Source organism: Streptomyces sp. NPDC004284 (assembly GCF_042874035.1).
GTDB lineage: Bacteria > Actinomycetota > Actinomycetes > Streptomycetales > Streptomycetaceae > Streptomyces.
This window is the reverse complement of record NZ_JBIAMJ010000004.1, coordinates 419629-441554: the sequence shown is the minus strand read 5'-3', so window position 1 is coordinate 441554 and position 21926 is coordinate 419629. Positions and strand designations below refer to the sequence as shown.

Genomic DNA, 21926 nt, shown 5'->3' with positions numbered 1-21926 from the left:
ATCGACATGCCAGGACTTCTTCGCGGTGTGGCGCGCACCGCAGTAGTGGCCGGGACGGCGACCGCCGTCTCCAACAGGGTCTCGCGACGCCAGGCGGGCCGCTGGGCCCAGCAGGAACCGGCGCCGGCGCAACAGTACGCACCGCCGCCCCCGCCGCCCCCGCCGCCGGCCGCGGCCCCCGCCCCGGCCGACGACATGAGCAGCAAGATCGCTCAGCTCAAGGAACTCGGCGAGCTGAAGGAACAGGGCGTGCTGACCGAGGCGGAGTTCGCGGCCCAGAAGAGCAAGCTCCTCGGTTCCTGACGCCCGGAGACGAGCTGCCCGCGTGCCTGCGGCTTCCAGCCGCAGGAAGGAGCGCGCCCGCTCTCGTCCCCTACGGCTCCTGAGCCCGCCGGAGCCGGCGCGCCGCCCCTCGTTCCGAACGGCTCATGGCCGCCGGGGCGAGGGACGGCGCGTTCGGCCGCTCGGACGCTCGGCGAAGGCGGGGATGCGCGGGCCCTGGGGCAGAAGCTCGGTGACGACGAAGGACAGGACCGCGGCCAGTACCACGAGGGCCACCGTCTCGACGTTGCCCAGCAGGAGCACGACCAGGATCACGCTGCTCACGGGCAGCCGCAGGGCCGCGGTCACCGAGGCGGCCATGCCGATCGCCATCGCCGGCACGAGACCGAGGCCCGGCAGAGGGGCGAGCAGGACGCCGGTCGCTCCGCCCAGGAACAGGGCGGGAAAGACGGGGCCACCGCGAAGACTTCCCAGACTCAGCGCGTACGCGAGGCCCTTGAAGACGAGGACCGCGACGAGGGCTCCCACCGGCCAGCCGTGGGGGTTCTGCGCCAGGTCGGAAAGCGTGGCCTCGCCGGACAGGGCCGCCTCGGCGGGCGAGCGACCGGTGGTGACGGCGTAGAGCGTGACGCAGACCGCCGCGCCCGTCGCGCAGAGAATGGTGTTCCGTACGATCCGGCTCACCACGAAACGGGCCGCGAACCGGCCGCCCACGAGGGTCCAGTGGACGAGGAACGCGACGGCGGGCGCCACCACGAGCACCCACAGCACGTCCGCGCCGTCGAGCGGCGGCGGCTCGGGCAGTCCGATGTCCAGGCTGCCCGTCTCAAGACCCGTCCAGTGGACGAACCCGGTGAAGATCAACGCTCCGACGCCGCTGGACAGCAGGGCCGGCAGCATCACGGCGAACAGCTGTGGCCCGCCCACCCCGGCCACCTCCATCAGCAGCACGGCGCCGACCACCGGGTTCCCGAAGAGCGCGGAGATGGCCGCCGCCGCCCCGGCAGCGCCGAGCAGCGCCGTGCTCGCTTCGGTCTGCGGGGCGCGGACCAGGCCCGCGAAGAACAGCGCGAGGCCTCCGCCCAGGGCGATCAGCGGCGCCTCGGGGCCCAGTACGGCGCCGAGCGGAAGACCGGCCACCGCGGCGAGGACGACACCGGGCAGGGCCTGCTTCGTGACCCCGCCCGCGTGCAGCCCGCCCGCCGGGATGTGTCCGCCCCGGCCGGGCAGGCGTGCGACCACCAGACCGACGACGAGCCCGGCCACCGGCAGCAGCATGAGCCCCCACCACCAGGGAGCCTGCTTCCAGCCCAGGTCCTTCGGCCAGTCCGTCCAGATGAGGCCCTCCAGCTCGTGGAGCGCCACGAGGAACCAGAAGGCGACGAGCGCCACCGGAACGCCGATCAGCCCGGAGAACACCAGAGCCTTGCGGTACTCGGGCCGCCGCAGCATCGTCCGCAGCAGGTCGGCTTCCTGGGGCTGGCCGCCCTGCGCGTCGGCCGAGAGGCTCTGAGGTGGGGTTCCGGTGATGGGGTCCTCCACGGCTCGACACCACGCCAGGCGCCCGGGTCTCCGGGACACAGGATGGCGCTATGGGTATATATCGGGGCGTATATACCGTGAGAGCAGTGCGGTTATGCGTGTGCGCCGCGGTTCAGCCGTTGAGCGGAGCCGACGAAGGCGACCCGGTGCCGCCCCGTACGTCAGAGCGCGTCCGGGCCGCGCTGCCCCGTGCGGACGCGCACCACCGTCTCCACCGGCACCGCCCACACCTTGCCGTCGCCGATCTTGCCCGTGTGGGCGGCGCGGACGATGGCGTCGATGGCGGGCTCCGTGTCGGCGTCCTCGACGACGACCTCGATCCGGGCCTTGGGGACGAGGTCCACGCGGTACTCGGCGCCCCGGTACACCTCGGTGTGGCCTCGCTGGCGCCCGTAGCCGCTGGCCTCGGTGACCGTCAGCCCGTTGATGCCGAGTTCCTGGAGCGCGTTCTTCACCTCGTCGAGGCGGAACGGCTTGACGATCGCGGTGATCAGCTTCATGCGGAGGGCTTCCTGTCCTTGACGGGCGAGGTGACGGGGGACGCGGCGTGCAGCGGCGCGCCGCCGTGGCCGAGCACGCCGTGATCGTAAGCGGTCTCCGCGTGCACCGTCTGATCGAGTCCCGTCAACTCCTCCTCGGTGGAGGCCCGCAGCCCCACCGCCCGGTCGAGGGCCTTGCCGATCCCGTACGTGACGAGGAAGGTGTACGCCGCCACGATCGCCACGGCGAGGGCCTGCCGGCCCAGCTGGCCGAGCCCGCCGCCGTACAGCAGCCCCTCCTGGCCACCGGTCATCACCGAGGTCGCGAACAGGCCGATCAGCAGCGTGCCGACGACACCGCCGGCGAAGTGCACGCCCACGACGTCCAGCGAGTCGTCGTAGTCGAAGCGGAACTTCCAGGCGACCGCGTACGAGCAGACGACACCCGCGGCGAGACCGACCGCCGCCGCGCCCGGCATGCCGACGACCCCGCACGCCGGAGTGATCGCCACGAGCCCGGCGACCGCGCCGGACGCCGCGCCGAACGTGGTCGGGTGGCCGTCGCGCCGCTGCTCGACGAAGAGCCAGCCGAGGAGACCGGTGCACCCGGCGACGAGGGTGTTGAGGAGGGACGCGGCGGCCAGACCGTTCGCGCCGAGCGCCGAGCCGCCGTTGAAGCCGAGCCAGCCGAACCACAGCAGACCCGCGCCGAGCAGGACCATCGGCAGATTGTGCGGCCGCATCGCGTCCTTCTTGAAGCCGATGCGCGGACCGAGCACCAGGCACATCGCGAGGCCGGACGCGCCCGACGCGATCTCGACGACGAGTCCGCCCGCGAAGTCGAGGGCGCCCAGCGAGTGCGTGATCCAGCCGCCGGGGCCCCACACCCAGTGCGCCACGGGAACGTATACGAGAAGCGTCCATACCGGTACGAAGACGAGCCAGCCCGCGAACTTGGTGCGGTCCGCGACCGCACCGCTGATCAGCGCCGCCGTGATGATCGCGAAGGTCAGCTGGAAGGTGCTGAAGAGGAAGGTGGGAACCGTGCCGGTGAGGGTGTCGGGACCGATGCCGGCCAGGCCGAGGTGTCCGAGGCCGCCGATCAGGCCCGCGAAGGCGTCGTCGTCGAACGCGAGCGAGTAGCCGGCGACCAGCCAGACCACCGTGACCAGGGCGATCGACACGAAGCTCATCATCAGCATGTTGAGGACGCTCTTCGTGCGGACCATGCCGCCGTAGAACAGAGCCAGGCCCGGGGTCATCAGCAGAACCAGCGCGGTGGCGGCGAGCATCCAGGCGGTGTCGCCGGTGTCGAGCCGGGGTGCGGCGGCGAGGGGCATCAGCGGTCTCCTCCTACGGGGTAGGGGGAGAGCCTCGTGGCGGCGCGTTTCGCCATGCGTACACAGGGGTTTCCGCTGTGTTTCGTATGACGCGGGGATTGCCGGAAGCTCACGCCGCACCCGCTCGTGCCGAAGGATCCGCTCTCGGCATCGTCATGCGCGACCGGCCCCGGCGCGACCGACCGGACCACCGAAGGAAACGACGGCTCGGGGGGCGGACCGGCCGGGCGCGAAGCCGAAGGGCGCCCTGGTGGCCCTCGGGGAAGAACCCCGCTCGTATGTTTAGCGGGCGCAGGAAGGGACAGCCGCCGGTTACCGGGAAAGACGCCCGGCGGCGTTGAGCGCCGTGTGACGACTCCGATGACGTGAGGAGCGTGGACCGACATGGGCGGCGACAGGCGGGATGGCGACGGCGCCGTGCGAGGCGAGCGTCAGACGCCGGACAAGGACCGCGCGAAGCGGATCCGCGGGCGTTCGCCGGAGCCCGATCAACTGAGGGCGGGCGGTCAGCCGCTCAGTCCCGATGAGGTTCTGCGTGAGCATGGCCGGGACGCGACGATGTACGACGTGATGCACGACTTGCGCGGCGAGGAGCCGGAGGACAAGCACGAAGATCGCTGAGTCGGCCGACCTCCAGGTCGCCGCGCCGCTGCGGCGCCGGGGTCGCGCCCGTCGGCGGTGGCGGGGGCGTCGGACAGGAGGGATCTCGGCGTGCGCGGCTTGCCCGTGTCCATGACGGCCAGGAGCCCTGTCCCGGGCATCGCGCCGCTCCGTTCTCCGGATCCTTTCAGGCAGGGCCTCCTCATTGCACATTCCGGCGCCGAAATGGGGCAGAAGAGGCTTGCAGGATCGGAGAACATCATGATCATACTCGGAGTCATCCTCTTGGTCGTCGGCTACCTGCTCGGAATTCCCGTCCTGTGGACCCTCGGAATCATCCTGGCCGTCGTCGGCGTCCTCCTGCTCATTCTCGGATCCGCCGGACACACGGTCGGATGGCGGCGCCACTATTGGTAGGCACACCCGATTCGAGCCGACGCGATACCACTGCCCGATGACCGGGCCGTCCGGAACCCGTTCCGGAAAGGCCGTCATTCACGGCCGCGCGCGGCGACCTGTGAGGAGTGCCGGGCGGGGACCCCGCTCGGCACCGGCCCATTCGCCACGCCTGGAAGCCAGTTGAAACGTGCAGAGTTGTTCACCCGGTCCCCCTTTTCGCCCGAAGAAGCGGGGCGGAGAAGGACCGGCTCCGGGGATCCGCCGATCTGCCCCTAGCGCGCCCGCGCCCCCTAAAACACGACCCAGGGGGTAGGTGCAAGACATCCGGACGGAAACCTTGCATGAAGGGGGTGCTTGATGCCGACGGCAGACGACGAACGCTTCACGGTCGATGTACGGCCCGTCGAGGGCGCCACCGTCCTGGCGCTGGCCGGGGAGCTCGACCACGACACCGCCGATTCCTTGAGGGCGGCTCTTGAAGTCGTTCGGGTACGCGGCGGGCAGCGGGTGCTCGTCGATTTCAGCGGGCTCGAGTTCTGCGATTCGACGGGACTGAACGTGTTGCTGCACAACCGGCTGGCGGTCCGGGAATCGGGTGGCAGCCTTGAACTGGTCGGCCTTCACCAGCCGATAGAGCGCATGCTCCACGTCACTGGTGCGGCCGGACTCTTTCCGCTCCACGCTGATGTGGAGGCGGCACTGGCGAGTCACCGGCGCCCGTAGCGAAGCGCGCCTGGCGAAGGAGGATCGATGAGTGAGCGCCGGTCACCGGAATGGACCCGGCGCTTGGTGCTGCACGGCACCACGGATGTCGTCAGCAAGTGCCGTGACTTCACCCGCCTCGCCCTGACCGAGTGGCAGTGGCCGTCGGCGTCGGCGGCCGGGAGCGGGAGTGACCGCGCGGACGAGACGACTGACGACGTTCTGCTGCTGGTGTCCGAGGTGGTGGCCAACGCCTGCATGCACGCGGGCGGCCCGAAATCGCTGCTGCTGCGTTGCACCGCCGAGCGGCTGCGCATCGAGGTCACCGACGGAAGCCCGGTCCCGCCGGTCGTCAGGTCCCCGTCCGACCCGGCCGTGCCCGGTGGCCACGGGTTGCTCATCGTGGAGCGGCTGGCCCGGGAGTGGGGCTCGGAGCAGGTGGACGGCGGAAAGTGCGTGTGGGTGGAGGTCGACGCGCCGTCGGCCCTCAGGCGCGGTGGCGGGACGTTCCCCCGGTGGAGGGGCAGGTCTCCCGGCCTGACCTGACCTCGTCGTCCGTCAGCATTCCGGTCCGCAACGCGGCCATGATCCGGCTCAGCAGTCGTGATACGTGCATCTGGGAGAGGCCGAGCCGTTCGCCTATCTCCGTCTGGGTCAGCTCCTCGCCGAAGCGCAGCGAGAGGATCAACCGGTCACGGTCACTGAGCGTGGCGAGCAGCGGTTTCAGCGTCTCCAGGCATTCGATGCGCTCGTACGCCCCGTCCTCCGTCCCCAGCGTCGGACCCTGGGAGCCGGCCTCCTCCTCCTGTACGGGGGTGTCCAGGGAGCCGGCGGTGTAGCCGTTGGCCGCCCGGCGGCCTTCGGCCAGCGCGGCGGTGCTGATGCCGAGGCCCTGTGCGAGTTCGCCGTCGGTCGGCCGCCGTCCCAGCCGCTGTTCCAGTGCGTCGTGGGTCTTCGCCATGTCGAGCCGGAGCTCCTGGAGGCGGCGCGGAACCTTCACGGACCAGCTGGTGTCCCGGAAGAACCGCTTCATCTCGCCGGTGATCGTGGGAATGGCGAACGTGGTGAACTCGACGCCGCGCTCGACGTCGTACCGGTTGATGGCCTTGATCAGGCCGACCGTGCCGACCTGGACGATGTCCTCCAGCGGCTCGGAGCGGTTGCGGAACCGGCGCGCCACGTACTTCACCAGGCTGAGGTTCAGTTCGACGAGCGTGTTGCGCACGTAGGAGTACTCGGGCGTGCCCTCGCACAGCCCGTTCAGGCGCCGGAAGAGGGCGACGGACAGGGTCCGCGCCTCGGCCGTGCTGACGGCGAGCGGGGCCTCCGGCATTTCGGGGGTGTCGGCGTACGAGCCGGTGGCGTACGGATCTGCGGCGTACGGATCGGCAGGGGGCGGATCCGCGGTGTAGCGGGCAACGGGTGACATGAGTTCCTCCGACGGGTGGCACGAACCGGCCGACCCGCGAGGCGGTGGAAACCGTGCGGTCTCCTCCAAGGGGTATACCCGCGCACAAGGCCGTCAGACCCTTCCTGTGCGACAGTGGATCGCAGCGAGGTCAGACATGAATGGTTCCGACCGGATTCTGAAAAAGCTGCTGGCCGGGCTCACCGCGGTACGGGACGGGGATCTCGGTACCCGGCTCCCCGACGACGCGGTCGGCCTGCCCGGTGAGATCGCGGCTGTCTACAACGGGATGGTCGACCAGCTGTCCCTGGTCACGGCCGAAGTGACCCGGGTGGCCCAGGAGGTCGGGGGCCAGGGCCTGCTCGGCGGCCACGCCCGGGTGCCGCGCACCGGCGGCGTCTGGCGGGATCTGACCACGGGCGTCAACAGCATGGCCGACAACCTCACCTCACAGGTGCGCAACATCGCGCAGGTCGCCACGGCCGTAGCCCGGGGCGACCTCACGCAGAAGATCCGGGTGAACGCGAGCGGTGAGATCCTGGAGCTCAAGGAGACCATCAACACCATGGTCGACCGGCTCTCCTCCTTCGCGGAGGAGGTCAGCCGGGTCGCGTTCGAGGTGGGGACCGAGGGGAATCTCGGCGGTCAGGCGACCGTCCGCGGCGTCTCGGGCACATGGAAGGACCTCACCGACAACGTCAACTCCATGGCCGGCAACCTCACCAACCAGGTGCGCAACATCGCGCAGGTCACCACGGCCGTCGCCCGGGGCGACCTCACGCGCAAGATCGACGTGGACGCCCGCGGCGAGATCCTGGAACTCAAGACGACCATCAACACCATGGTCGACCAGCTCTCGTCCTTCGCCGCCGAGGTCACCCGGGTGGCCCGGGAGGTCGGCAGCGAGGGCCGGCTCGGCGGCCAGGCCGAGGTGGCCGGTGTCTCCGGCACGTGGAGACGCCTCACGGAGAACGTCAACGAACTGGCCGGCAACCTCACTCGGCAGGTACGCGCCATCGCCGAGGTGACCAGCGCGGTCGCCGAGGGCGACCTGACCCGCTCGATCACCGAGGAGGCCCCCGGCGAGGTCGGGGACCTCAGGGACAACATCAACGCCATGGTCGAGTCGCTGCGCGCCACCATCCGGGCCAACCGGGACCAGGAGTGGCTGGCGTCCAGTCTCGCGGGGGTCTCCCGGCGGATCCAGGGAATCCGCGAGCTTCCCGCCGTCGCCCGCCTGTTGATGCGGGAGGTGCCGCCGCTGGTCGACGCCCAGTACGGCAGTTTCTTCCTCGCCCAGGAGCGGCCCGACGGCACCGAACTGGTGGCGATCGCCACGTACGGACTGCCCGACGACCCGGACACGGGCCCCCGCCGGTTCCGGATCGGCCAGTCCCTGGTCGGCGAAGCCGCCGCCGGCCGGCGCACGATCGTGGTGGACGACCTTCCGCCCGGCTACGCGGTCATCGCCTCCGGCACCGGATCCGTCGACGCGACCACCCTGGTCGTCCTGCCCATCGTCGCCGAGGACCAGGTGCTGGGCGCCGTGGAGCTGGCCTCCGTACACCCGCTGAGCCCCCTGCACCGGGACTTCCTGGAGCAGTTCACCGAGATGCTCGGGGTCAACGTCCGATCCCTGATCGCGAACGCCCGCACCGACGAACTACTGGAACGCTCCCAGCAGTTGACCACCGAACTCCGCTCCCGCTCACGAGAACTCCAGGCCGGCCAGCAGGAACTGCAGCATTCCAACGCCGAACTGAAGGAACAGGCGGCCCTGCTGGCGGACCGCAACAGGGACATCGAGCGCAAGAACCTGGAGATCGAGCAGGCGAGCCAGGAACTGGAGGCACGGGCCCAGCAGTTGTCGCGCACCTCGATGTACAAGTCGGAGTTCCTGGCCAACATGAGCCACGAACTGCGCACCCCGCTGAACAGCCTGCTGATCCTCGCCCAGCTGCTCGCGCAGAACCCGGAGGGCAACCTGACGGAGAAGCAGGTCGACTACGCGACCGTCATCCACTCGGCGGGATCCGACCTGCTCCAACTGATCAACGACATCCTCGACCTCTCCAAGGTCGAGGCGGGGAAGATGGACGTGCACCCCGAGCCGGTGTCGCTGCGCCGGCTGCTCGACTACGTCGACGCCGCCTTCCGGCCGGTCGCCGACGAACGCGAGCTGGAATTCACGGTGACCGCCGCCCCGGAGGTGCCCGACGAGCTGACCACCGACGAGGCCCGCCTGCGCCAGGTGCTGCGCAACCTGCTCTCGAACGCCCTGAAGTTCACCGAGACCGGCCAGGTCTCCCTGCGCGTGACGATGGCGGGCGCCGGTGACCTGCCCGCCGCACTGCGGGGAGGCGGCCCCGTGATCGCCTTCCATGTCGTCGACACCGGCATAGGCATCCCCGCCGACCGGCTGGAATCCGTGTTCGGGGCCTTCCGGCAGGGTGACGCCACGACCTCGCGCGCCTACGGCGGCACCGGCCTCGGGCTGTCCATCAGCCGCGAGGTCGCCCGGCTGCTGGGCGGGGTGATCCTCGCGCAGAGCGCGGAAGGCCGGGGCAGCCGGTTCACGCTGTACCTGCCCGTGCAGGGCGTCCGGGCCCCGGCCGGCTCCGCCACCACGGACCGGCCGCGGCCGGGATCGCGCGAGCCGAACGACCCGCTGCCCGATCTGGGCGGGCGGACCGTACTGGTGATCGACGACGACTCCCGCAACGTCTTCGCCCTCACCGCCATGCTCCAGAGCGCGGGCCTGCGCGTCCTGGCCGCCGACAACGGCGAGGCCGGGATCGCGCTGCTGGCCGACCACGGGGACGTGGACCTCGTGATGATGGACCTGATGATGGCCGGGCTCGACGGGTACGCGGCCACCCGCGCCATCCGCCGGATGCCCGGGTACAGCGACCTGCCCGTCATCGTGGTCACGGCGAAGGCCATGCCGGACGACCGGGCCGAGGCCCTGGCCGCGGGAGCGACGGACTACGTGACCAAACCGGTGAACGCGCAGGACCTGATCGCCGCCGTCCGCACCTGCCTGGCCGAGCGCGACGACGCCCCCCTCCCCGGCCGGGAACGCGACGAGGACCGCGACCGCTGAGCGGCGGGCCCGGGCCGGGGGCCGCCCGCGCCACCGGGCCTCACGCCGCTTGTGCGGCGACCCGTACGACCACCAGGCTCGTGTCGTCGTCGGTGTCCCCGCTCACCTCCGCCATCAGCCGGTCGGCCTGCTCCTCCGGCCCGGCGGCCGCCAGCCGCCGCGCGGTCCCCCGCAGCACCGCCAGGCTCTCGTCCAGCCCCGAGTGCCGTCGCTCGATCAGCCCGTCCGTGTAGAGGAGCAGCGTGTCGCCCGGGCGGAGCCGGGTGACGGTCTCGTCGTACGAGGCTCCCGGCAGGGCCCCCAGCAGGATGCCGTGCGCGCCCTCCAGGAACAGGGCCCGCCCCTCCCGCAGGAGCAGCAGCGGCAGGTGCCCGGCACTGGTCCAGCACAGCGTGTGGTCGGCCGGGTCGTACAGGCCGCACAGGGCGGTGGCGGTGGGCTGGCCGGACGTGCTCAGGGCCACCTCGTTGAGCCACTCCATCAGGCGGCCCGGGGTGCACCCCGTGAAGACCAGGCCGCGCAGCGCGCCCCGCAGCGCCACCATGCTGGTCGCGGCGTCGATGCCGTGCCCGGCGATGTCCCCGACGCCCACCAGGACCCGCCCGCTGGGCAGTGGCAGTACGTCGTACCAGTCCCCGCCGACCCGGTACTCCTGGGCCGCCGGCCGGTAGCGGGCCGCGATCTCCAGCCCGGGCGTGACCTCCAGCGCGGGTGCCTCCGGCACGATCGCCCGCTGCAGCTGCCGGACGACCCAGTCGCGCAGCTCCGCCTCCGCGTGCGCCGCGTTGAGCCGGTCGAAGCTGGCGGTCAGCGCCACTTCGGTGCGGTACTGGGCGGAGACGTCCTGGTACACGCCGGCCAGCCCCGTCAGCGCACCGGCCGTGAGGACCGGCTCGGCCGCGATGCGCACATGCCGTACGCCGCCGTCCGCGCGGATGATCCGCACCCGTGCGGACGCCCCCTCGTGCCGCTCCGTCAGGGCGGACATCAGCCCGCGCAGCGCGTCGGCGTCCTCCGGGACAAGCCGTGCGGCGAGCAGGCTCAGGGGGACGGGCTCCTGCGTGCGGTCCATTCCGAAGAGGGAGTAGGCCTGATCGCTCCACAGGGAACGGCCCGTCAGCAGATCGTCGTCGAAGCACGCCAACTGCTCCAGCCGGCCCAGTACGCGGGCCAGGACAGGGCTGTCGTCGGCGCTGTCCCACAGGACGGCGCCGCGGCGACGGCCCAGCGCCAGGACCCGGACGTGGGCCATGGAACCGGGGGCCCACCGCGGCGAGTCCGCTCCGCGCACGGGCAGGCTCTGCGCGTACTGCGGCCCCGCTCCGGTCGCCGCGCGCGCGAGCATGCGGACGAGGTCCTCGTGGGCGTGCGGGAACACCTGCGCCAGCGGGCGCCCGACCGGATCGCGCACCGCGCCGAGAGCCTTGCGGGCCGCGCTGTTCACGTACTCGACGGCCTCCAGCCCCCCGGCCGGCTCCCGCTCCGCGCCCAGGAGGACCGCGGCGGGCTGCTGGAGCAGGTCCAGCAACCCCGCCACGATGCGCGGGGAGCCCGGATCGTCCGCGTCCCAGTCCAGGACGCGGGCCACGGGCTCGCACAGTTCGGTCAGGGCCCCGCGCAGCGGCTCCTCCAGCGGGTCGGGCCCGTCCCAGGAGGCCAGCAGCAGCCCGGCGACCTGCCCCTGCGCCAGTACGGGAATCAGCGCACGGGCGCCGTCCGCGGCGGCCCCGGGGATCGGCGCCCGGTCGGCCGGGGTGCCCGCCGGCAGCCAGACGGGCTCACCGCCGGCCATCGCCTCGTGCAGCGCACCACCGTCCTCCTGCGGGACCCACTGCCAGTGCACGGCCTCCTGCCGGCTGGCCCCCGCCTGCCCGACGAGGGCCAGGCAGTCGCTCTCCGTGCGTCGCCAGAGGAACACCGAGCGCACACCGAGCGGCCGCAGTCCCCCTTCCAGCAGCGTGTCGAGGGCCTCGCCGGCGCTCTCGGCCGTCCGGACGGCCTCGGTGCTACGGCGTGCCCGCCGGGCCTGAGAGCCCTTCGGGGCCTGCCTCTCAGGGGTGTCGACGGCGCTGTCGACGACAACGGCTCCGACGGCGCCGTTGACGATGTCGGCGGCCACATCCGCCGTGTCCAGCCCCGTCGATTCGGCCAGCCTCAGCAGATGGTCCGCCGCTTCGGCGGGCGCGGCGCCCAGCTGGACGGTCAGGACCCCCGTGGCGAGATCGACCAGCCGCCGACGGGCCCGGTCGTCCCGCATGGCGCCGATCTCCGAGGTGAGCGCGGCGACGGCGTCGGCCAGAGTCGTCTCGCCCGGCTCGTGGCCCTGATCGGGTCCGGGTGCACGGCCAGGTGGGAACGTCACGACGATCCCCGTCGGGCAGGGCGGGCGCATATACCCATACAACGGATTCTACGGTTCCCCGCGGCCCGGCGGACGGCAGCGGATCCCGTGCCGGTGAGGGCCCGTGCCCGTGGTGGGGTGCGGGTGCCGATCATGGGGACGGCCTCGGATCAGGCTGCGAACGGGACGGTGGGCATGCGATGTTGGCTCGCCCTCCGGCGGAGAGGGTCACATGTGCGGCATGCCGTAGTGCTGGGCGAACTGCTCGAGGTAGGAGGGGTCGCGGGGCTGCTTCCCCCGCTCGAACTCGGGCGCGTCCTTGATCTGTTCCTTCGTGCGGTCGACATGGACCGTTTCGCCGGCGCGGTCGATGCGCCGGATGGTGCCGGCGGGAAGCAGGACGTGCTTGCCGAAGATCCACGCGCCGGTGTCGACGACGAGGTAGCCCACTCCGGCCTCGTCGGTGTGCTCATCGACCTTTCCGATGCTTCCGTCGGTCGCCTCCACCTTGTAACCGACCAGATCGGTCCCCGTCTCGTGGCCGGAGTCGGAGCGGTAACCCCAGATGTCTTCGTTCGTCATTCGCTCTTCGCTCTCCTTCACACGCCGCCGCCCGGTCGCACGTCATGCGACGTGGTCAGCCCTTCCTGCGGCCCGCCGAACCGCCGCTTTGCGGCACCACCGGATCGCGAGCAGGAGGAGGCGGACCAGGGTGAGGACCCACACGGTGGCGAAGGCCCAGATCAGTACCAGGGACGAGGTGGCCACGGCCCGTACGAAGAGAACCGCGCAGGCGATGCCGAGCAGCACGGTGCGCAGGCCGAGCCCGCGGAGCCGGTGCCGGTCCCCGCGTCGGGACGTCCAGGGGCGGATACCGCGGTGCAGGGTCCGCAGCCTGCGGTCCAGGAGCTGGTCGGCTCGCAGGTCCTGCTCGATGTCGTCGAGTATCTGCCGTTCCCGCTGCGAGAGTTCAGGACCGTCCATCGCGAGGCCTCCTCTCCTGGTGGGGCGCCTTCACGTTCTGCTGTGCGCATACCCGCGCCGTGGCGTCGCAAGCACCGCGGCACCTGGTCAGCGATCGAGGTCGTCGCGGAGGAGGCGGTTCGCCGCCGCCCCGAGGGAGCGGGGGCGTCCGGCGGGGCTCCAGGGGGCGTCCTCGAGGAGCCGGTCGGCGTCGGCGAGGGTCCAGCGCCGCGCGTCGAGGTCCGGATCCTGGAGGTCGTGCCAGGAGATCGGGGCCGCGACGGGTGCGCCCGGCCGGGGTCGTACCGCGTACGGTGCGACAGCGGTCTGGGCGTACGCGTTGCGCTGGATGTCGAGGTACAGCCGCCCGTGGCGCGCCTTCTTGCGGACTTCGGTGGTGAGCCGGTCCGGGTGACGGCCGGCGAGGACGGCGGCGACATCGGCGGCGAAGGCACGTACGTCGTCGAAGGGCGCGCGCCGGTCCAGCGGGACGAGGACGTGCAGGCCCTGTGAGCCGGTGGTCATCAGCAGCGAGGGCAGTTCGAGCTCGTCCAGCAGCTCGTGCAGCCACCCCGCGGCCTCCCGTACGGGCCGGAAGTCGTCGCCCGGGGGGTCGAGGTCGAAGACCAGCCGGTCCGGGTGGTCGGGCCGGTCGGCGCGGGAGAGCCACCGGTGCGGGGTGACGCACCCCTGGTCGGCGAGGAGGACCAGCGTGGCGGCCTCCTCGCACAGGACGTGGGTGACGGTGCCGTCCTCCTTGGGCAGTTCGGCCCGGTGGACCCAGTCCGGGAAGTGTTCGGGTATCTCCTTCTGCTGGAAACCCGGCTCGCCGATGCCGTCCGGGTACCGCTCCAGCATCAGCGGGCGGCCGCGCAGATGCGGCAGCATCCGGCGGGCGACGGTGCGGTAGTACGCGGCGAGGTCGGCCTTGGTGATGCCGTCCTCGGGGAAGAGGACCTTCTCCGGCCGGCTGACCTCGATGACGCGCCGGCCCGCCCGGACCCTCTTCTTCGTCGTACTCATCGGGTCACGTCCTTCCGGCGGCCACGGCCTCAGGGGATCTCCGTGCCGTCGCGGCGGGACGACGGGGCCGTCCGCCGTGGCACGGACGGTGACCGGTCGAGGGTGAACAGGGCCCCGTCCGGGTCGCGCACCGTGACCTGCTGCCCGCTGCTCGGCCAGAGGCCGTCGGTGATCACGGTGCCGCCGTGCTCGACCGCCGCGGCCTCGGCGGCCTCCAGGTCGGGGACTTCGAAGTGGACCAGCCACCGGGGCCGCAGCTGCGGCTTCTCGGTCGCCCGCTCGACGGGTCCGCTGTTCAGACGGGCCACCGCTCGTCCGTCGTGCCGCAGGACGACCCGGTCCTCCTCGTACGCGACCTCACAGCGGCCGGCATCGTCCTCGTTCACCCACTCCAGGACCTCGCCGTAGAAGACGGCCGCGTCGAACGCGTTCCTGGTGTGCAGTTCCAGCCAGGCGGGGGCCGCACCGTCCCCCACCCGCCACCCGTCGAGCACACGCCCCTCCCAGATGCCGAAGACCGCCCCTTCGAGGTCTGCGGCCAGGGCCCCGCGGCCGCGGGGCGGGTACGAGAGGGGTCCGAGGCCGACGGTCCCGCCGCGTTCACGGATCCGGGCAGCGGCCGCGTCCGCGTCGTCCACGGCGAAGTACACGGTCCACGCGGCCGGCGCACCGGGCAGGGAACCGATGCCTGCCACGGGTACGCCCTCCAGTTCGGCCACGGAGATCGTGTTGCCGGGGCCGTCCGGGCGGAAGGTCCATCCGAGGACCGCGCTGTAGAAGCGCCCGGCCGCGAGCAGGTCGCGCGCCGTCAGGCTCAGCCAGCACGGTGCGCCCACGGCACCGGCCGTCACCCGAACCATGACCGGCTCCTCCTTCCGGGAAGTCCATGACGCTCTCCGCTTCCCTCGTCGCACTCGGTGCACGGACCCGTTCGCGGACGCATGACGCGTCCTTCCGCACCCTGGCTCCTGCCCGTCCCCCGTTCCGCCATGCATGCCGGCGCGTAGGGTGCCGGCATGATCGCGCCACCGGAGGAGTTCGCACGGAGCACCGTCGACCGCGAAGGGGCGGCCGGGGCGGCATGGCTCGCCGAACTGCCCGTGATCGTGGAGGAGTTGCTGGAGCACTGGGGGTGCGTGCCGGACGGCGAGGTCATGCACGGGGGCGTCGGCGTCATCGTTCCGGTACGGCGGGCCGGGGAGAGCGCCGTGCTGAAGGTGTCGTTTCCGCACCCCGGAAACGTCCATGAGCCGGATGCGTTCGTCGCGTGGGGCGGCCGCGGCGCCGTCCTGCTGCACGAGCGCGACGACGAGCGGTTCGCGCTGCTGCTGGAGCGGGTTCAGCCGTCGACCCTGGCGGAGGTCCGCGACGGCGACGAGCTGGTGACGGTCGCCGGGCGGCTCAGCCGCCGCCTGGCCGTCCCCGCGCCGCCCGGCCTGCCCCGGCTGCGCGAGCAGGCCGACGCCTGGGCGGAGCAGCTGCGCGAGGACGCCCGGGAACTGCCGCACGCGCTGCCGCGCCGGGTGCTGGACGCCGCCGTGGCGACCGTTCGGGAGCTGGGTCCGGTCCAGCCGGACACCCTCGTCCATGGCGACTTCCACGCCCGGAACATCCTGCGTGCCGACCGAGAGCCGTGGCTGGCCGTCGACCCCAAGGGGTACGCGGGAGATCCCGCCTACGACGGCGGCACACTGCTGAAGTCCCGCGCGCAGGCGCTCCTCGAAGCGGATGACCTGCGCAGGGCCGTCCACCGCGTCCTGGACGTCTTCGCCGAGGCCGCGGAACTCGACCGTGCGCACGTCGTCCGGCGGTGGGCCCAGTTCCATGCCGTCCAGGCCGCGTTCTGGGGCCGCCGCCACGGCTTCCGCATCGCCCGCAGCGGATCCCGGCTGGACCGGCTCACCGAATTCGCCGACCGCCTGGCGGAGTTGCTCACCGAACGGCCGTAGAGCGTGACGGCGCCGACCGGACCCGGTGGACGGACGGGTGCCGCCGCCGTCGGTCGTCGCGGGCCGGGGAAGCCGGCCCGCGGGGTCACGCCCGCTCCTGTGCGGGGGCGGCGGGGAGGACGATTCCCGCGATGACGTCGGGAGGCACCGGGGCGGGCAGGACGCATCGCCGCATGCCGGAGATCCGGCAGGGCAGATCGGTCCGGCCGGTGGAGAGCCGGGACATGATCCGGGTACCGGCGCAGGCTGCCACCAGCAGGGAGGCGAAGGCGGTCCCGCCGGCCAGGAACAGTCCGCGCGCGTCGGCCTCCCGTACCGCCCGGGCCAGGACGTCCGCGGTGCGCCCCAGGTCGTCCGTGCCGTCGACGGCACTGCGGCGGAAGCCCGGAACGAACGCCAGGGCGCGCCCAAGGCCCGGTCCGTGTCCAGAGCCCGGTCCGTTTCCAGGACGCGCCGGGCGCGCAGCGCGTCCCGGCTGCCGGCCGGCGCCGTGGGCACGATGTCGTCGAGGGTGTCGCCCGCGCCCCCGAGCAGCTCCACCCCGTGCGCGGCGCAGTCGTCGCGGAGCCGGTCCACGCACCAGAAGACGCCGTGGTGCTCCGCGCCACTCCGCTCCGGCTTCACGGTCCAGGGGCCGCACCCGCTCGACAACGGGTACGGCCCCCGTGCGTGTGCCCGTCCGGGACTCGGTACGTGAGGACCCCCGGGGCCGACACGTCGGGGGCGCCCTGTGATCGAGATCGTCCGGATCCGATCGGTGGCGCATCGGTGCGCACGCGCACCCATGCGTCGATAATCGCTCCGGGATGCGCATGCGCACAGCCCGCTCTCGTGACTCACATCTGACATCGCGTCGGGAAATCCGGCAGTGGTACCGCACGGACCGCCAAGATCGACACACCAGCACACCTGATCTGACCTGGAGATGTCCATGAGGATGCTGATCAACGTTCCGGAGACCGTCGTCGCCGACGCGCTGCGCGGGATGGCCGCGGCGCATCCCGAGTTGACCGTGGACGTGGAGCGGCGGGTGGTCGTGCGGCGGGACGCGCCCGTGGCGGGGAAGGTGGCGCTGGTGTCCGGCGGCGGATCCGGGCACGAGCCGTTGCACGGGGGGTTCGTGGGGCCGGGGATGCTGGCGGCGGCTTGCCCGGGAGAGGTTTTCACGTCGCCGGTGCCCGATCAGATGGTGCGGGCCGCGGCCGCGGTCGACAGCGGGGCCGGCGTGCTGTTCGTCATCAAGAACTACACCGGTGACGTGCTGAACTTCGAGATGGCGGCGGAGCTCGCGGAGGACGAGGGCGTCCAGGTCGCCAAGGTCCTCGTCGACGACGACGTGGCCGTGACGGACAGTCTGTACACGGCGGGCCGACGCGGCACCGGGGGCACGCTGTTCGTGGAGAAGATCGCGGGCGCGGCCGCCGAGGAGGGCGCCCCGCTGGAGAGGGTGGAGTCGATCGCCCGCCGGGTCGCCGAACGGTCCCGGTCCTTCGGGGTGGCCCTGAGCGCCTGCACCACCCCCGCCAAGGGCAGCCCGACCTTCGATCTCCCGGAGGGAGAGCTGGAGTTGGGGATCGGCATTCACGGCGAGCCGGGCCGGGAGCGGCGGGCCATGATGACCTCGCGGGAGATCGCGGACTTCGCCGTCGACGCCGTCCTGGAGGACCTGCGCCCGTCGGGTCCGGTCATCGCCCTCGTGAACGGGATGGGCGGGACCCCGCTCCTGGAGCTGTACGGCTTCAACGCGGAGGTGCAGCGGGTGCTCACCGAGCGGGGTGTGCCGGTGGCCCGGACACTGGTCGGGAACTATGTGACCTCGCTCGACATGGCGGGCTGCTCCGTGACCCTGTGCGAGGTCGACGAGGAGCTGCTGCGCCTGTGGGACGCTCCGGTGCAGACGCCGGCGCTGCGCTGGGGCCGGTGAGACGGTGACGGGACGGGACATGGAGAGCGACATGACGGAGACCATCGACGCCGGATTCCTCGTGCGCTGGCTCGCCGCGGTGGCCGAGGACGTCGACCGGGAGGCCGACCGGCTCACCGAGCTGGACTCGGCGATCGGCGACGCCGACCACGGCGCGAACCTGAAGCGGGGCTTCGCCGCCGTGACGGAGACCCTCGCCAAGGAGCCGCCGACGAGCCCCGGCGCCGTGCTCATCGACGCCGGACGCCGTCTCATCTCCACCGTGGGCGGTGCTTCGGGACCGCTGTACGGGACGCTGCTGCGGCGCGCCGGGAAGTCCCTGGGCGAGGACGGCGAGGTCACCCGGGAGCGGCTCGCGGAGGCGCTCGGCGCCGGTGTGGCCGCCGTGTCGCAGCTGGGCGGTGCCCAGGTGGGCGACAAGACGATGCTCGACGCGCTCGTACCGGCCGTGGAGGGGCTGCGGAGCTCGTACGAGGCGGCCCGCGCCGCCGCCGAGGAGGGCGCCCTCGCGACCGTACCCCTCCAGGCCCGCAAGGGCAGGGCCAGCTATCTCGGGGAGCGGTCGATCGGCCACCAGGATCCGGGGGCGACGTCGTCGGCACTGCTGTTCGCGGCACTCGCCGCCACCGCGGGCGTGGAGGGGACGCGATGAGCCCCGCGAGCGGTGGGGATGCGGGGGCTTCGGCTCCGGCGGGCTCGCTCCCGGACCCGGCTTCGGCCCCGGACCCGGCTTCGGCTCCGGACCCGGCTTCGGCTCCGGGAGGCTCGGGTCCGGCGGCCCCGGGCCCCGGCGCGGCACCCGTCGGGATCGTGCTCGTCTCGCACAGCGCGGCGGTCGCGGCGGCGGTGGCCGATCTGGCCCGTGGCCTGGCCGGCGGCGGCGGCCTGGCGCCGGTCCTGCCCGCGGGCGGGACGCCGGACGGCGGGCTCGGGACGAGTTCCGAGCTGATCTGCGAGGCCGCGAAGGCGGTGGACCGGGGTGCCGGGGTGGCGCTCCTCGTCGACCTGGGCAGCGCGGTCCTCACCGTGAAGGCGCTGCTCGCCGAGGGCGACGAACTCCCCGAGGGCTCGCGCCTGGTCGACGCGCCGTTCGTCGAGGGCGCGGTCGCCGCGCTGGTGACGGCGAGCGCCGGCGGGGATCTCGACGCGGTGGCGGCCGCGGCCTCGGAGGCGTACGTCTACCGCAAGGAGTAGGCGGGGAGACCGGGCCGGTGGCGGTCCCGGCCCGGAGGTCCGGCCGGAGCCCGTCGGGCGCGGTTCAGGACCGGTGGGCCGGGTGGCCCTTGGTCAGCAGGTCGCCGTATCCGAGGGCCAGGACGGGGAAGCCCAGCCCGGTCAGGGCCAGGCGGGCGGTCTCGGCCGTCGACGGGCGGGCGCCGGTGGCCTCGTCCAGGAGGTCGACGACGTAGTGGAGGCCGGTTCCGACGAGGGCGAACCACACGTGGTGCCTGCTGAACGCCTCGCTGTGGGCGGGGATCATGCGGGAGGCGGCCGCCTGTACCCGCGCGCGGTCGACCGGGACCCTGACGCCGTCCGAGACGTAGGTGACGGTCTCGCCGTCCTCGCTGTCCACCACGGGTGCTCCTCTCGTGCGGAGCCCCCATGCTACCGAGTAGTAGACATCACTCCCGCATTCTTCTGCAACTAGTTGCAGAAGAAGCTCGGGGTCGCCTAGAACTGGGGGCGACGACCCCTGCGCGAGGAGGCGCCCCCATGACCCCGTACCCGCATCTGCTCAGCCCGCTCGACCTCGGGTTCACCACCCTCCCCAACCGGGTGATCATGGGATCGATGCACGTCGGCCTGGAGGAGACCGAGCACGGTTTCGAGCGCATGGCCGCCTTCTACGCGGAGCGTGCCCGGGGCGGCGTCGGCCTCATCGTCACCGGCGGCATCGCGCCCAACGAGGCCGGCCGCCCCTGGGACGGCGGAGCCAAGCTGACCACGGCCGAGGAGGTCGCCGAGCACCGGCTGATCACCGACGCCGTGCACGCCGAGGGCGGCCGGATCGCGATGCAGATCCTGCACTTCGGCCGGTACGCCTATCACCCGGGGCTCGTCGGCCCCAGCCCGCTCAAGGCGCCCATCAGCCCCTTCGTGCCGAACGAGCTGTCCGACGCCGAGGTCGAGCAGACCGTCGAGGACTACGCGCGCTGCGCCGAGCTCGCCAAGGAGGCCGGATACGACGGCGTCGAGGTGATGGGCTCCGAGGGCTACCTCATCAACGAGTTCATCGCCGCCGCCACCAACCAGCGCACCGACCGCTGGGGCGGCTCGTACGAGAACCGGGTCCGCTTCCCGCTGGAGATCGTCCGCCGGATCCGCGAGCGCGTCGGCGAGGACTTCATCCTCGTGTACCGCCTCTCCATGCTCGACCTGGTTCCGGGCGGCTCCACTCTCGACGAGGTCGTCGCGCTCGCCAAGGAGATCGAGGCCGCCGGCGCGACCATCATCAACACCGGCATCGGCTGGCACGAGGCGCGCATCCCCACCATCGCCACCTCCGTGCCGCGCGGCGCCTACACCTGGGTGACGAAGAAGCTGATGGGCGCGGTGTCCGTGCCGCTCGTCACCTCCAACCGCATCAACACCCCCGAGGTCGCCGAGGAGATCCTCGCCGACGGCCGCGCCGACCTGGTGTCGCTGGCCCGCCCGTTCCTCGCCGACCCGGACTTCGTCGCCAAGGCCTCCGCCGACCGCGCCGACACCATCAACACCTGCATCGGCTGCAACCAGGCCTGCCTCGACCACACCTTCAGCCTGAAGATCACGTCCTGCCTGGTCAACCCGCGCGCCTGCCACGAGACCGAGCTGGTCCTCTCCCCCACCCGGCTCGCCAAGCGCGTCGCGGTCGTCGGCGCGGGCCCGGCCGGCCTGGCGTGCGCGGTGTCGGCGGCCGGACGCGGCCACTCCGTCACCCTCTTCGACGCCGCCGCCGAGATCGGCGGCCAGCTGAACATCGCCAAGCGCGTGCCGGGCAAGGAGGAGTTCGACGAGACGCTGCGCTACTTCCGCGTCCAGCTCGCCGAGCGCGGCATCGACGTCCGCCTGAACACGTACGTGTCCGCCGCCGATCTCGCGGAGTACGACGAGGTCGTCGTCGCGACCGGCGTCACCCCCCGCACCCCCGGGATCGCCGGCGAGGACCACCCGAGCGTCCTCAGCTACCTCGACGTGCTCCGGGACGGCGCGCCGGTCGGCGAGCGGGTCGCGATCATCGGCGCGGGCGGGATCGGCTTCGACGTCGCCGAGTTCCTCACGGACGGCGGCGAGGGCGCGAGCCAGGACCCCGAGACGTACTTCCGCCAGTGGGGCGTCGACACCTCGTACGAGAACCGGGGCGGACTGCGCGCGCCCGAGCGGAACGCGCCGCCGCGCCAGGTGCACCTGCTCCAGCGCAAGACCTCCAAGGTCGGCGCGGGCCTCGGCAAGACGACCGGCTGGATCCACCGCACCGAGCTCAAGCACCGGGGCGTCACCATGGTGGCCGGCGTGTCGTACGAGCGGATCGACGACGCGGGCCTGCACGTCACGATCGACGGCGAGCCACAGCTGCTGCCCGTCGACACGGTCGTGCTCTGCGCGGGGCAGGAGCCGCGCCGCGACCTGTACGAGGAGCTGATCGCCGCCGGCCGCTCGGCGCACCTCATCGGCGGGGCCGACGTCGCCGCCGAGCTGGACGCGAAGCGCGCCATCGACCAGGGGACGCGGCTCGCCGCCACGCTGTGACGACCGCGGCGCCCTGACGGTCGCGGGGCCCCCCCGCCCGCGGGCCCGCCCCCCCCCCCCCGGCCCCGCCCCCCCCCCCCCCCCCAAGGGGGCGGGCACGTGCCACCCCCCCCCCCACCACACCCCCCGGCTCGAAAAGACG

The 21926-nt window shown here is 72.5% G+C and carries 22 protein-coding genes; 11 read left to right on the top strand and 11 right to left on the bottom strand.

What is annotated here, in order from left to right; translation table 11 throughout:
- Positions 1–6 precede the first annotated feature (6 nt).
- The gene (locus ACFYUS_RS14330) at positions 7–303 is read left to right on the top strand and encodes an SHOCT domain-containing protein (protein WP_388850340.1); all 297 of its coding nucleotides are present in this window, start codon (positions 7–9) and stop codon (positions 301–303) included.
- 123 nt (positions 304–426) lie between these two features.
- Here ACFYUS_RS14330 and ACFYUS_RS14325 read toward each other — a convergent pair whose 3' ends face one another.
- The 3 genes from ACFYUS_RS14325 to ACFYUS_RS14315 form a co-directional block, all read right to left on the bottom strand.
- Positions 427–1734, bottom strand: a complete 1308-nt coding sequence (locus ACFYUS_RS14325; protein WP_388850612.1) for a chloride channel protein — start codon at positions 1732–1734, stop codon at positions 427–429.
- A 251-nt stretch (positions 1735–1985) separates the two neighbouring features.
- Positions 1986–2324, bottom strand: a complete 339-nt coding sequence (locus ACFYUS_RS14320) for a P-II family nitrogen regulator (protein WP_388850337.1) — start codon at positions 2322–2324, stop codon at positions 1986–1988.
- Positions 2321–3643: an ammonium transporter gene (locus ACFYUS_RS14315; protein WP_388850334.1), complete on the bottom strand. Its 1323-nt coding sequence runs from the start codon at positions 3641–3643 to the stop codon at positions 2321–2323. The genes ACFYUS_RS14320 and ACFYUS_RS14315 overlap by 4 nt, the downstream gene beginning before the upstream one ends.
- Positions 3644–4027: 384 nt before the next feature.
- Between ACFYUS_RS14315 and ACFYUS_RS14310 the strand changes: the two genes are divergently transcribed.
- The 4 genes from ACFYUS_RS14310 (at position 4028) to ACFYUS_RS14295 (ending at position 5890) form a co-directional block, all read left to right on the top strand.
- Positions 4028–4264, top strand: coding sequence for a hypothetical protein (locus ACFYUS_RS14310; RefSeq protein ID WP_388850331.1), 237 nt, complete (start codon positions 4028–4030; stop codon positions 4262–4264).
- 240 nt (positions 4265–4504) lie between these two features.
- The gene (locus ACFYUS_RS14305) at positions 4505–4660 is read left to right on the top strand and encodes a DUF6131 family protein (RefSeq protein WP_388850328.1); all 156 of its coding nucleotides are present in this window, start codon (positions 4505–4507) and stop codon (positions 4658–4660) included.
- A 339-nt stretch (positions 4661–4999) separates the two neighbouring features.
- Entirely contained in the window at positions 5000–5365 is a 366-nt protein-coding gene (locus ACFYUS_RS14300) for an STAS domain-containing protein (protein WP_388850326.1), read from the top strand.
- 27 nt (positions 5366–5392) lie between these two features.
- Positions 5393–5890, top strand: a complete 498-nt coding sequence (locus tag ACFYUS_RS14295) for an ATP-binding protein (RefSeq protein WP_388850323.1) — start codon at positions 5393–5395, stop codon at positions 5888–5890.
- Here the strand turns inward: ACFYUS_RS14295 and ACFYUS_RS14290 are convergent.
- The gene (locus ACFYUS_RS14290; RefSeq protein WP_388850320.1) at positions 5832–6773 is read right to left on the bottom strand and encodes a SigB/SigF/SigG family RNA polymerase sigma factor; all 942 of its coding nucleotides are present in this window, start codon (positions 6771–6773) and stop codon (positions 5832–5834) included. The genes ACFYUS_RS14295 and ACFYUS_RS14290 overlap by 59 nt on opposite strands.
- A 136-nt stretch (positions 6774–6909) precedes the next feature.
- Between ACFYUS_RS14290 and ACFYUS_RS14285 the strand changes: the two genes are divergently transcribed.
- On the top strand, positions 6910–9855 hold the full coding sequence (locus tag ACFYUS_RS14285; RefSeq protein ID WP_388850317.1) for a HAMP domain-containing protein: 2946 nt from the start codon (positions 6910–6912) through the stop codon (positions 9853–9855).
- A gap of 40 nt (positions 9856–9895) precedes the next feature.
- On the opposite strand, the gene ACFYUS_RS14280 is transcribed toward ACFYUS_RS14285, so the two are convergent.
- The 5 genes from ACFYUS_RS14280 to ACFYUS_RS14260 form a co-directional block, all read right to left on the bottom strand.
- Positions 9896–12217 carry a GAF domain-containing SpoIIE family protein phosphatase gene (locus ACFYUS_RS14280; protein WP_388850314.1) on the bottom strand — a complete coding sequence of 774 codons (2322 nt, stop codon included), beginning with the start codon at positions 12215–12217 and terminating at the stop codon, positions 9896–9898.
- Positions 12218–12424: 207 nt separating this feature from the next.
- A complete protein-coding gene (locus tag ACFYUS_RS14275) occupies positions 12425–12778 on the bottom strand; it encodes a PRC-barrel domain-containing protein (RefSeq protein ID WP_388850311.1) in 354 nt (117 codons plus the stop codon).
- Positions 12779–12820: 42 nt separating this feature from the next.
- Complete coding sequence (locus ACFYUS_RS14270) at positions 12821–13180, bottom strand: DUF3040 domain-containing protein (RefSeq protein WP_388850308.1); 360 nt, start codon at positions 13178–13180, stop codon at positions 12821–12823.
- 87 nt (positions 13181–13267) lie between these two features.
- Complete coding sequence (gene ligD / locus ACFYUS_RS14265; protein WP_388850305.1) at positions 13268–14182, bottom strand: non-homologous end-joining DNA ligase; 915 nt, start codon at positions 14180–14182, stop codon at positions 13268–13270.
- Positions 14183–14211: 29 nt separating this feature from the next.
- Positions 14212–15042 (bottom strand): VOC family protein, encoded by an 831-nt coding sequence (locus ACFYUS_RS14260; RefSeq protein WP_388850302.1) that lies wholly within the window; start codon positions 15040–15042, stop codon positions 14212–14214.
- A 156-nt stretch (positions 15043–15198) separates the two neighbouring features.
- Here ACFYUS_RS14260 and ACFYUS_RS14255 point away from each other — a divergent pair, with 156 nt between their 5' ends.
- On the top strand, positions 15199–16131 hold the full coding sequence (locus ACFYUS_RS14255; RefSeq protein WP_388850299.1) for an aminoglycoside phosphotransferase family protein: 933 nt from the start codon (positions 15199–15201) through the stop codon (positions 16129–16131).
- Positions 16132–16216: 85 nt separating this feature from the next.
- Here the strand turns inward: ACFYUS_RS14255 and ACFYUS_RS14250 are convergent, their stop codons facing one another.
- The gene (locus tag ACFYUS_RS14250) at positions 16217–16357 is read right to left on the bottom strand and encodes a hypothetical protein (protein WP_388850297.1); all 141 of its coding nucleotides are present in this window, start codon (positions 16355–16357) and stop codon (positions 16217–16219) included.
- A gap of 705 nt (positions 16358–17062) precedes the next feature.
- Here ACFYUS_RS14250 and dhaK point away from each other — a divergent pair.
- The 3 genes from dhaK to ACFYUS_RS14235 all read left to right on the top strand — a co-directional run bounded on the left by dhaK (position 17063) and on the right by ACFYUS_RS14235 (position 19249).
- Positions 17063–18055 (top strand): dihydroxyacetone kinase subunit DhaK, encoded by a 993-nt coding sequence (gene dhaK / locus ACFYUS_RS14245; RefSeq protein WP_388850294.1) that lies wholly within the window; start codon positions 17063–17065, stop codon positions 18053–18055.
- Between the two features lie 31 nt (positions 18056–18086).
- Positions 18087–18707 carry a dihydroxyacetone kinase subunit DhaL gene (gene dhaL / locus ACFYUS_RS14240; protein ID WP_388850291.1) on the top strand — a complete coding sequence of 207 codons (621 nt, stop codon included), beginning with the start codon at positions 18087–18089 and terminating at the stop codon, positions 18705–18707.
- Positions 18708–18865: 158 nt separating this feature from the next.
- The gene (locus ACFYUS_RS14235; RefSeq protein WP_388850288.1) at positions 18866–19249 is read left to right on the top strand and encodes a PTS-dependent dihydroxyacetone kinase phosphotransferase subunit DhaM; all 384 of its coding nucleotides are present in this window, start codon (positions 18866–18868) and stop codon (positions 19247–19249) included.
- Positions 19250–19313: 64 nt separating this feature from the next.
- Here ACFYUS_RS14235 and ACFYUS_RS14230 read toward each other — a convergent pair whose 3' ends face one another.
- Positions 19314–19631: a hypothetical protein gene (locus ACFYUS_RS14230; RefSeq protein ID WP_388850285.1), complete on the bottom strand. Its 318-nt coding sequence runs from the start codon at positions 19629–19631 to the stop codon at positions 19314–19316.
- 137 nt (positions 19632–19768) lie between these two features.
- Between ACFYUS_RS14230 and ACFYUS_RS14225 the strand changes: the two genes are divergently transcribed.
- Positions 19769–21784, top strand: a complete 2016-nt coding sequence (locus ACFYUS_RS14225; RefSeq protein ID WP_388850282.1) for an FAD-dependent oxidoreductase — start codon at positions 19769–19771, stop codon at positions 21782–21784.
- Positions 21785–21926: the final 142 nt, after the last annotated feature.

What these genes read in the sequence shown, in the direction of transcription:
- ACFYUS_RS14330 (WP_388850340.1), top strand. Translation starts at nt 7, where the DNA reads ATGCCAGGACTTCTTCGCGGTGTGGCGCGCACCGCAGTAGTGGCCGGG.
- ACFYUS_RS14325 (WP_388850612.1), bottom strand. Translation starts at nt 1,734, where the DNA reads ATGCTGCGGCGGCCCGAGTACCGCAAGGCTCTGGTGTTCTCCGGGCTG.
- ACFYUS_RS14320 (WP_388850337.1), bottom strand. Translation starts at nt 2,324, where the DNA reads ATGAAGCTGATCACCGCGATCGTCAAGCCGTTCCGCCTCGACGAGGTG.
- ACFYUS_RS14315 (WP_388850334.1), bottom strand. Translation starts at nt 3,643, where the DNA reads ATGCCCCTCGCCGCCGCACCCCGGCTCGACACCGGCGACACCGCCTGG.
- ACFYUS_RS14310 (WP_388850331.1), top strand. Translation starts at nt 4,028, where the DNA reads ATGGGCGGCGACAGGCGGGATGGCGACGGCGCCGTGCGAGGCGAGCGT.
- ACFYUS_RS14305 (WP_388850328.1), top strand. Translation starts at nt 4,505, where the DNA reads ATGATCATACTCGGAGTCATCCTCTTGGTCGTCGGCTACCTGCTCGGA.
- ACFYUS_RS14300 (WP_388850326.1), top strand. Translation starts at nt 5,000, where the DNA reads ATGCCGACGGCAGACGACGAACGCTTCACGGTCGATGTACGGCCCGTC.
- ACFYUS_RS14295 (WP_388850323.1), top strand. Translation starts at nt 5,393, where the DNA reads ATGAGTGAGCGCCGGTCACCGGAATGGACCCGGCGCTTGGTGCTGCAC.
- ACFYUS_RS14290 (WP_388850320.1), bottom strand. Translation starts at nt 6,773, where the DNA reads ATGTCACCCGTTGCCCGCTACACCGCGGATCCGCCCCCTGCCGATCCG.
- ACFYUS_RS14285 (WP_388850317.1), top strand. Translation starts at nt 6,910, where the DNA reads ATGAATGGTTCCGACCGGATTCTGAAAAAGCTGCTGGCCGGGCTCACC.
- ACFYUS_RS14275 (WP_388850311.1), bottom strand. Translation starts at nt 12,778, where the DNA reads ATGACGAACGAAGACATCTGGGGTTACCGCTCCGACTCCGGCCACGAG.
- ACFYUS_RS14270 (WP_388850308.1), bottom strand. Translation starts at nt 13,180, where the DNA reads ATGGACGGTCCTGAACTCTCGCAGCGGGAACGGCAGATACTCGACGAC.
- ligD (WP_388850305.1), bottom strand. Translation starts at nt 14,182, where the DNA reads ATGAGTACGACGAAGAAGAGGGTCCGGGCGGGCCGGCGCGTCATCGAG.
- ACFYUS_RS14260 (WP_388850302.1), bottom strand. Translation starts at nt 15,042, where the DNA reads ATGGTTCGGGTGACGGCCGGTGCCGTGGGCGCACCGTGCTGGCTGAGC.
- ACFYUS_RS14255 (WP_388850299.1), top strand. Translation starts at nt 15,199, where the DNA reads ATGATCGCGCCACCGGAGGAGTTCGCACGGAGCACCGTCGACCGCGAA.
- ACFYUS_RS14250 (WP_388850297.1), bottom strand. Translation starts at nt 16,357, where the DNA reads ATGTCCCGGCTCTCCACCGGCCGGACCGATCTGCCCTGCCGGATCTCC.
- dhaK (WP_388850294.1), top strand. Translation starts at nt 17,063, where the DNA reads ATGAGGATGCTGATCAACGTTCCGGAGACCGTCGTCGCCGACGCGCTG.
- dhaL (WP_388850291.1), top strand. Translation starts at nt 18,087, where the DNA reads ATGACGGAGACCATCGACGCCGGATTCCTCGTGCGCTGGCTCGCCGCG.
- ACFYUS_RS14225 (WP_388850282.1), top strand. Translation starts at nt 19,769, where the DNA reads ATGACCCCGTACCCGCATCTGCTCAGCCCGCTCGACCTCGGGTTCACC.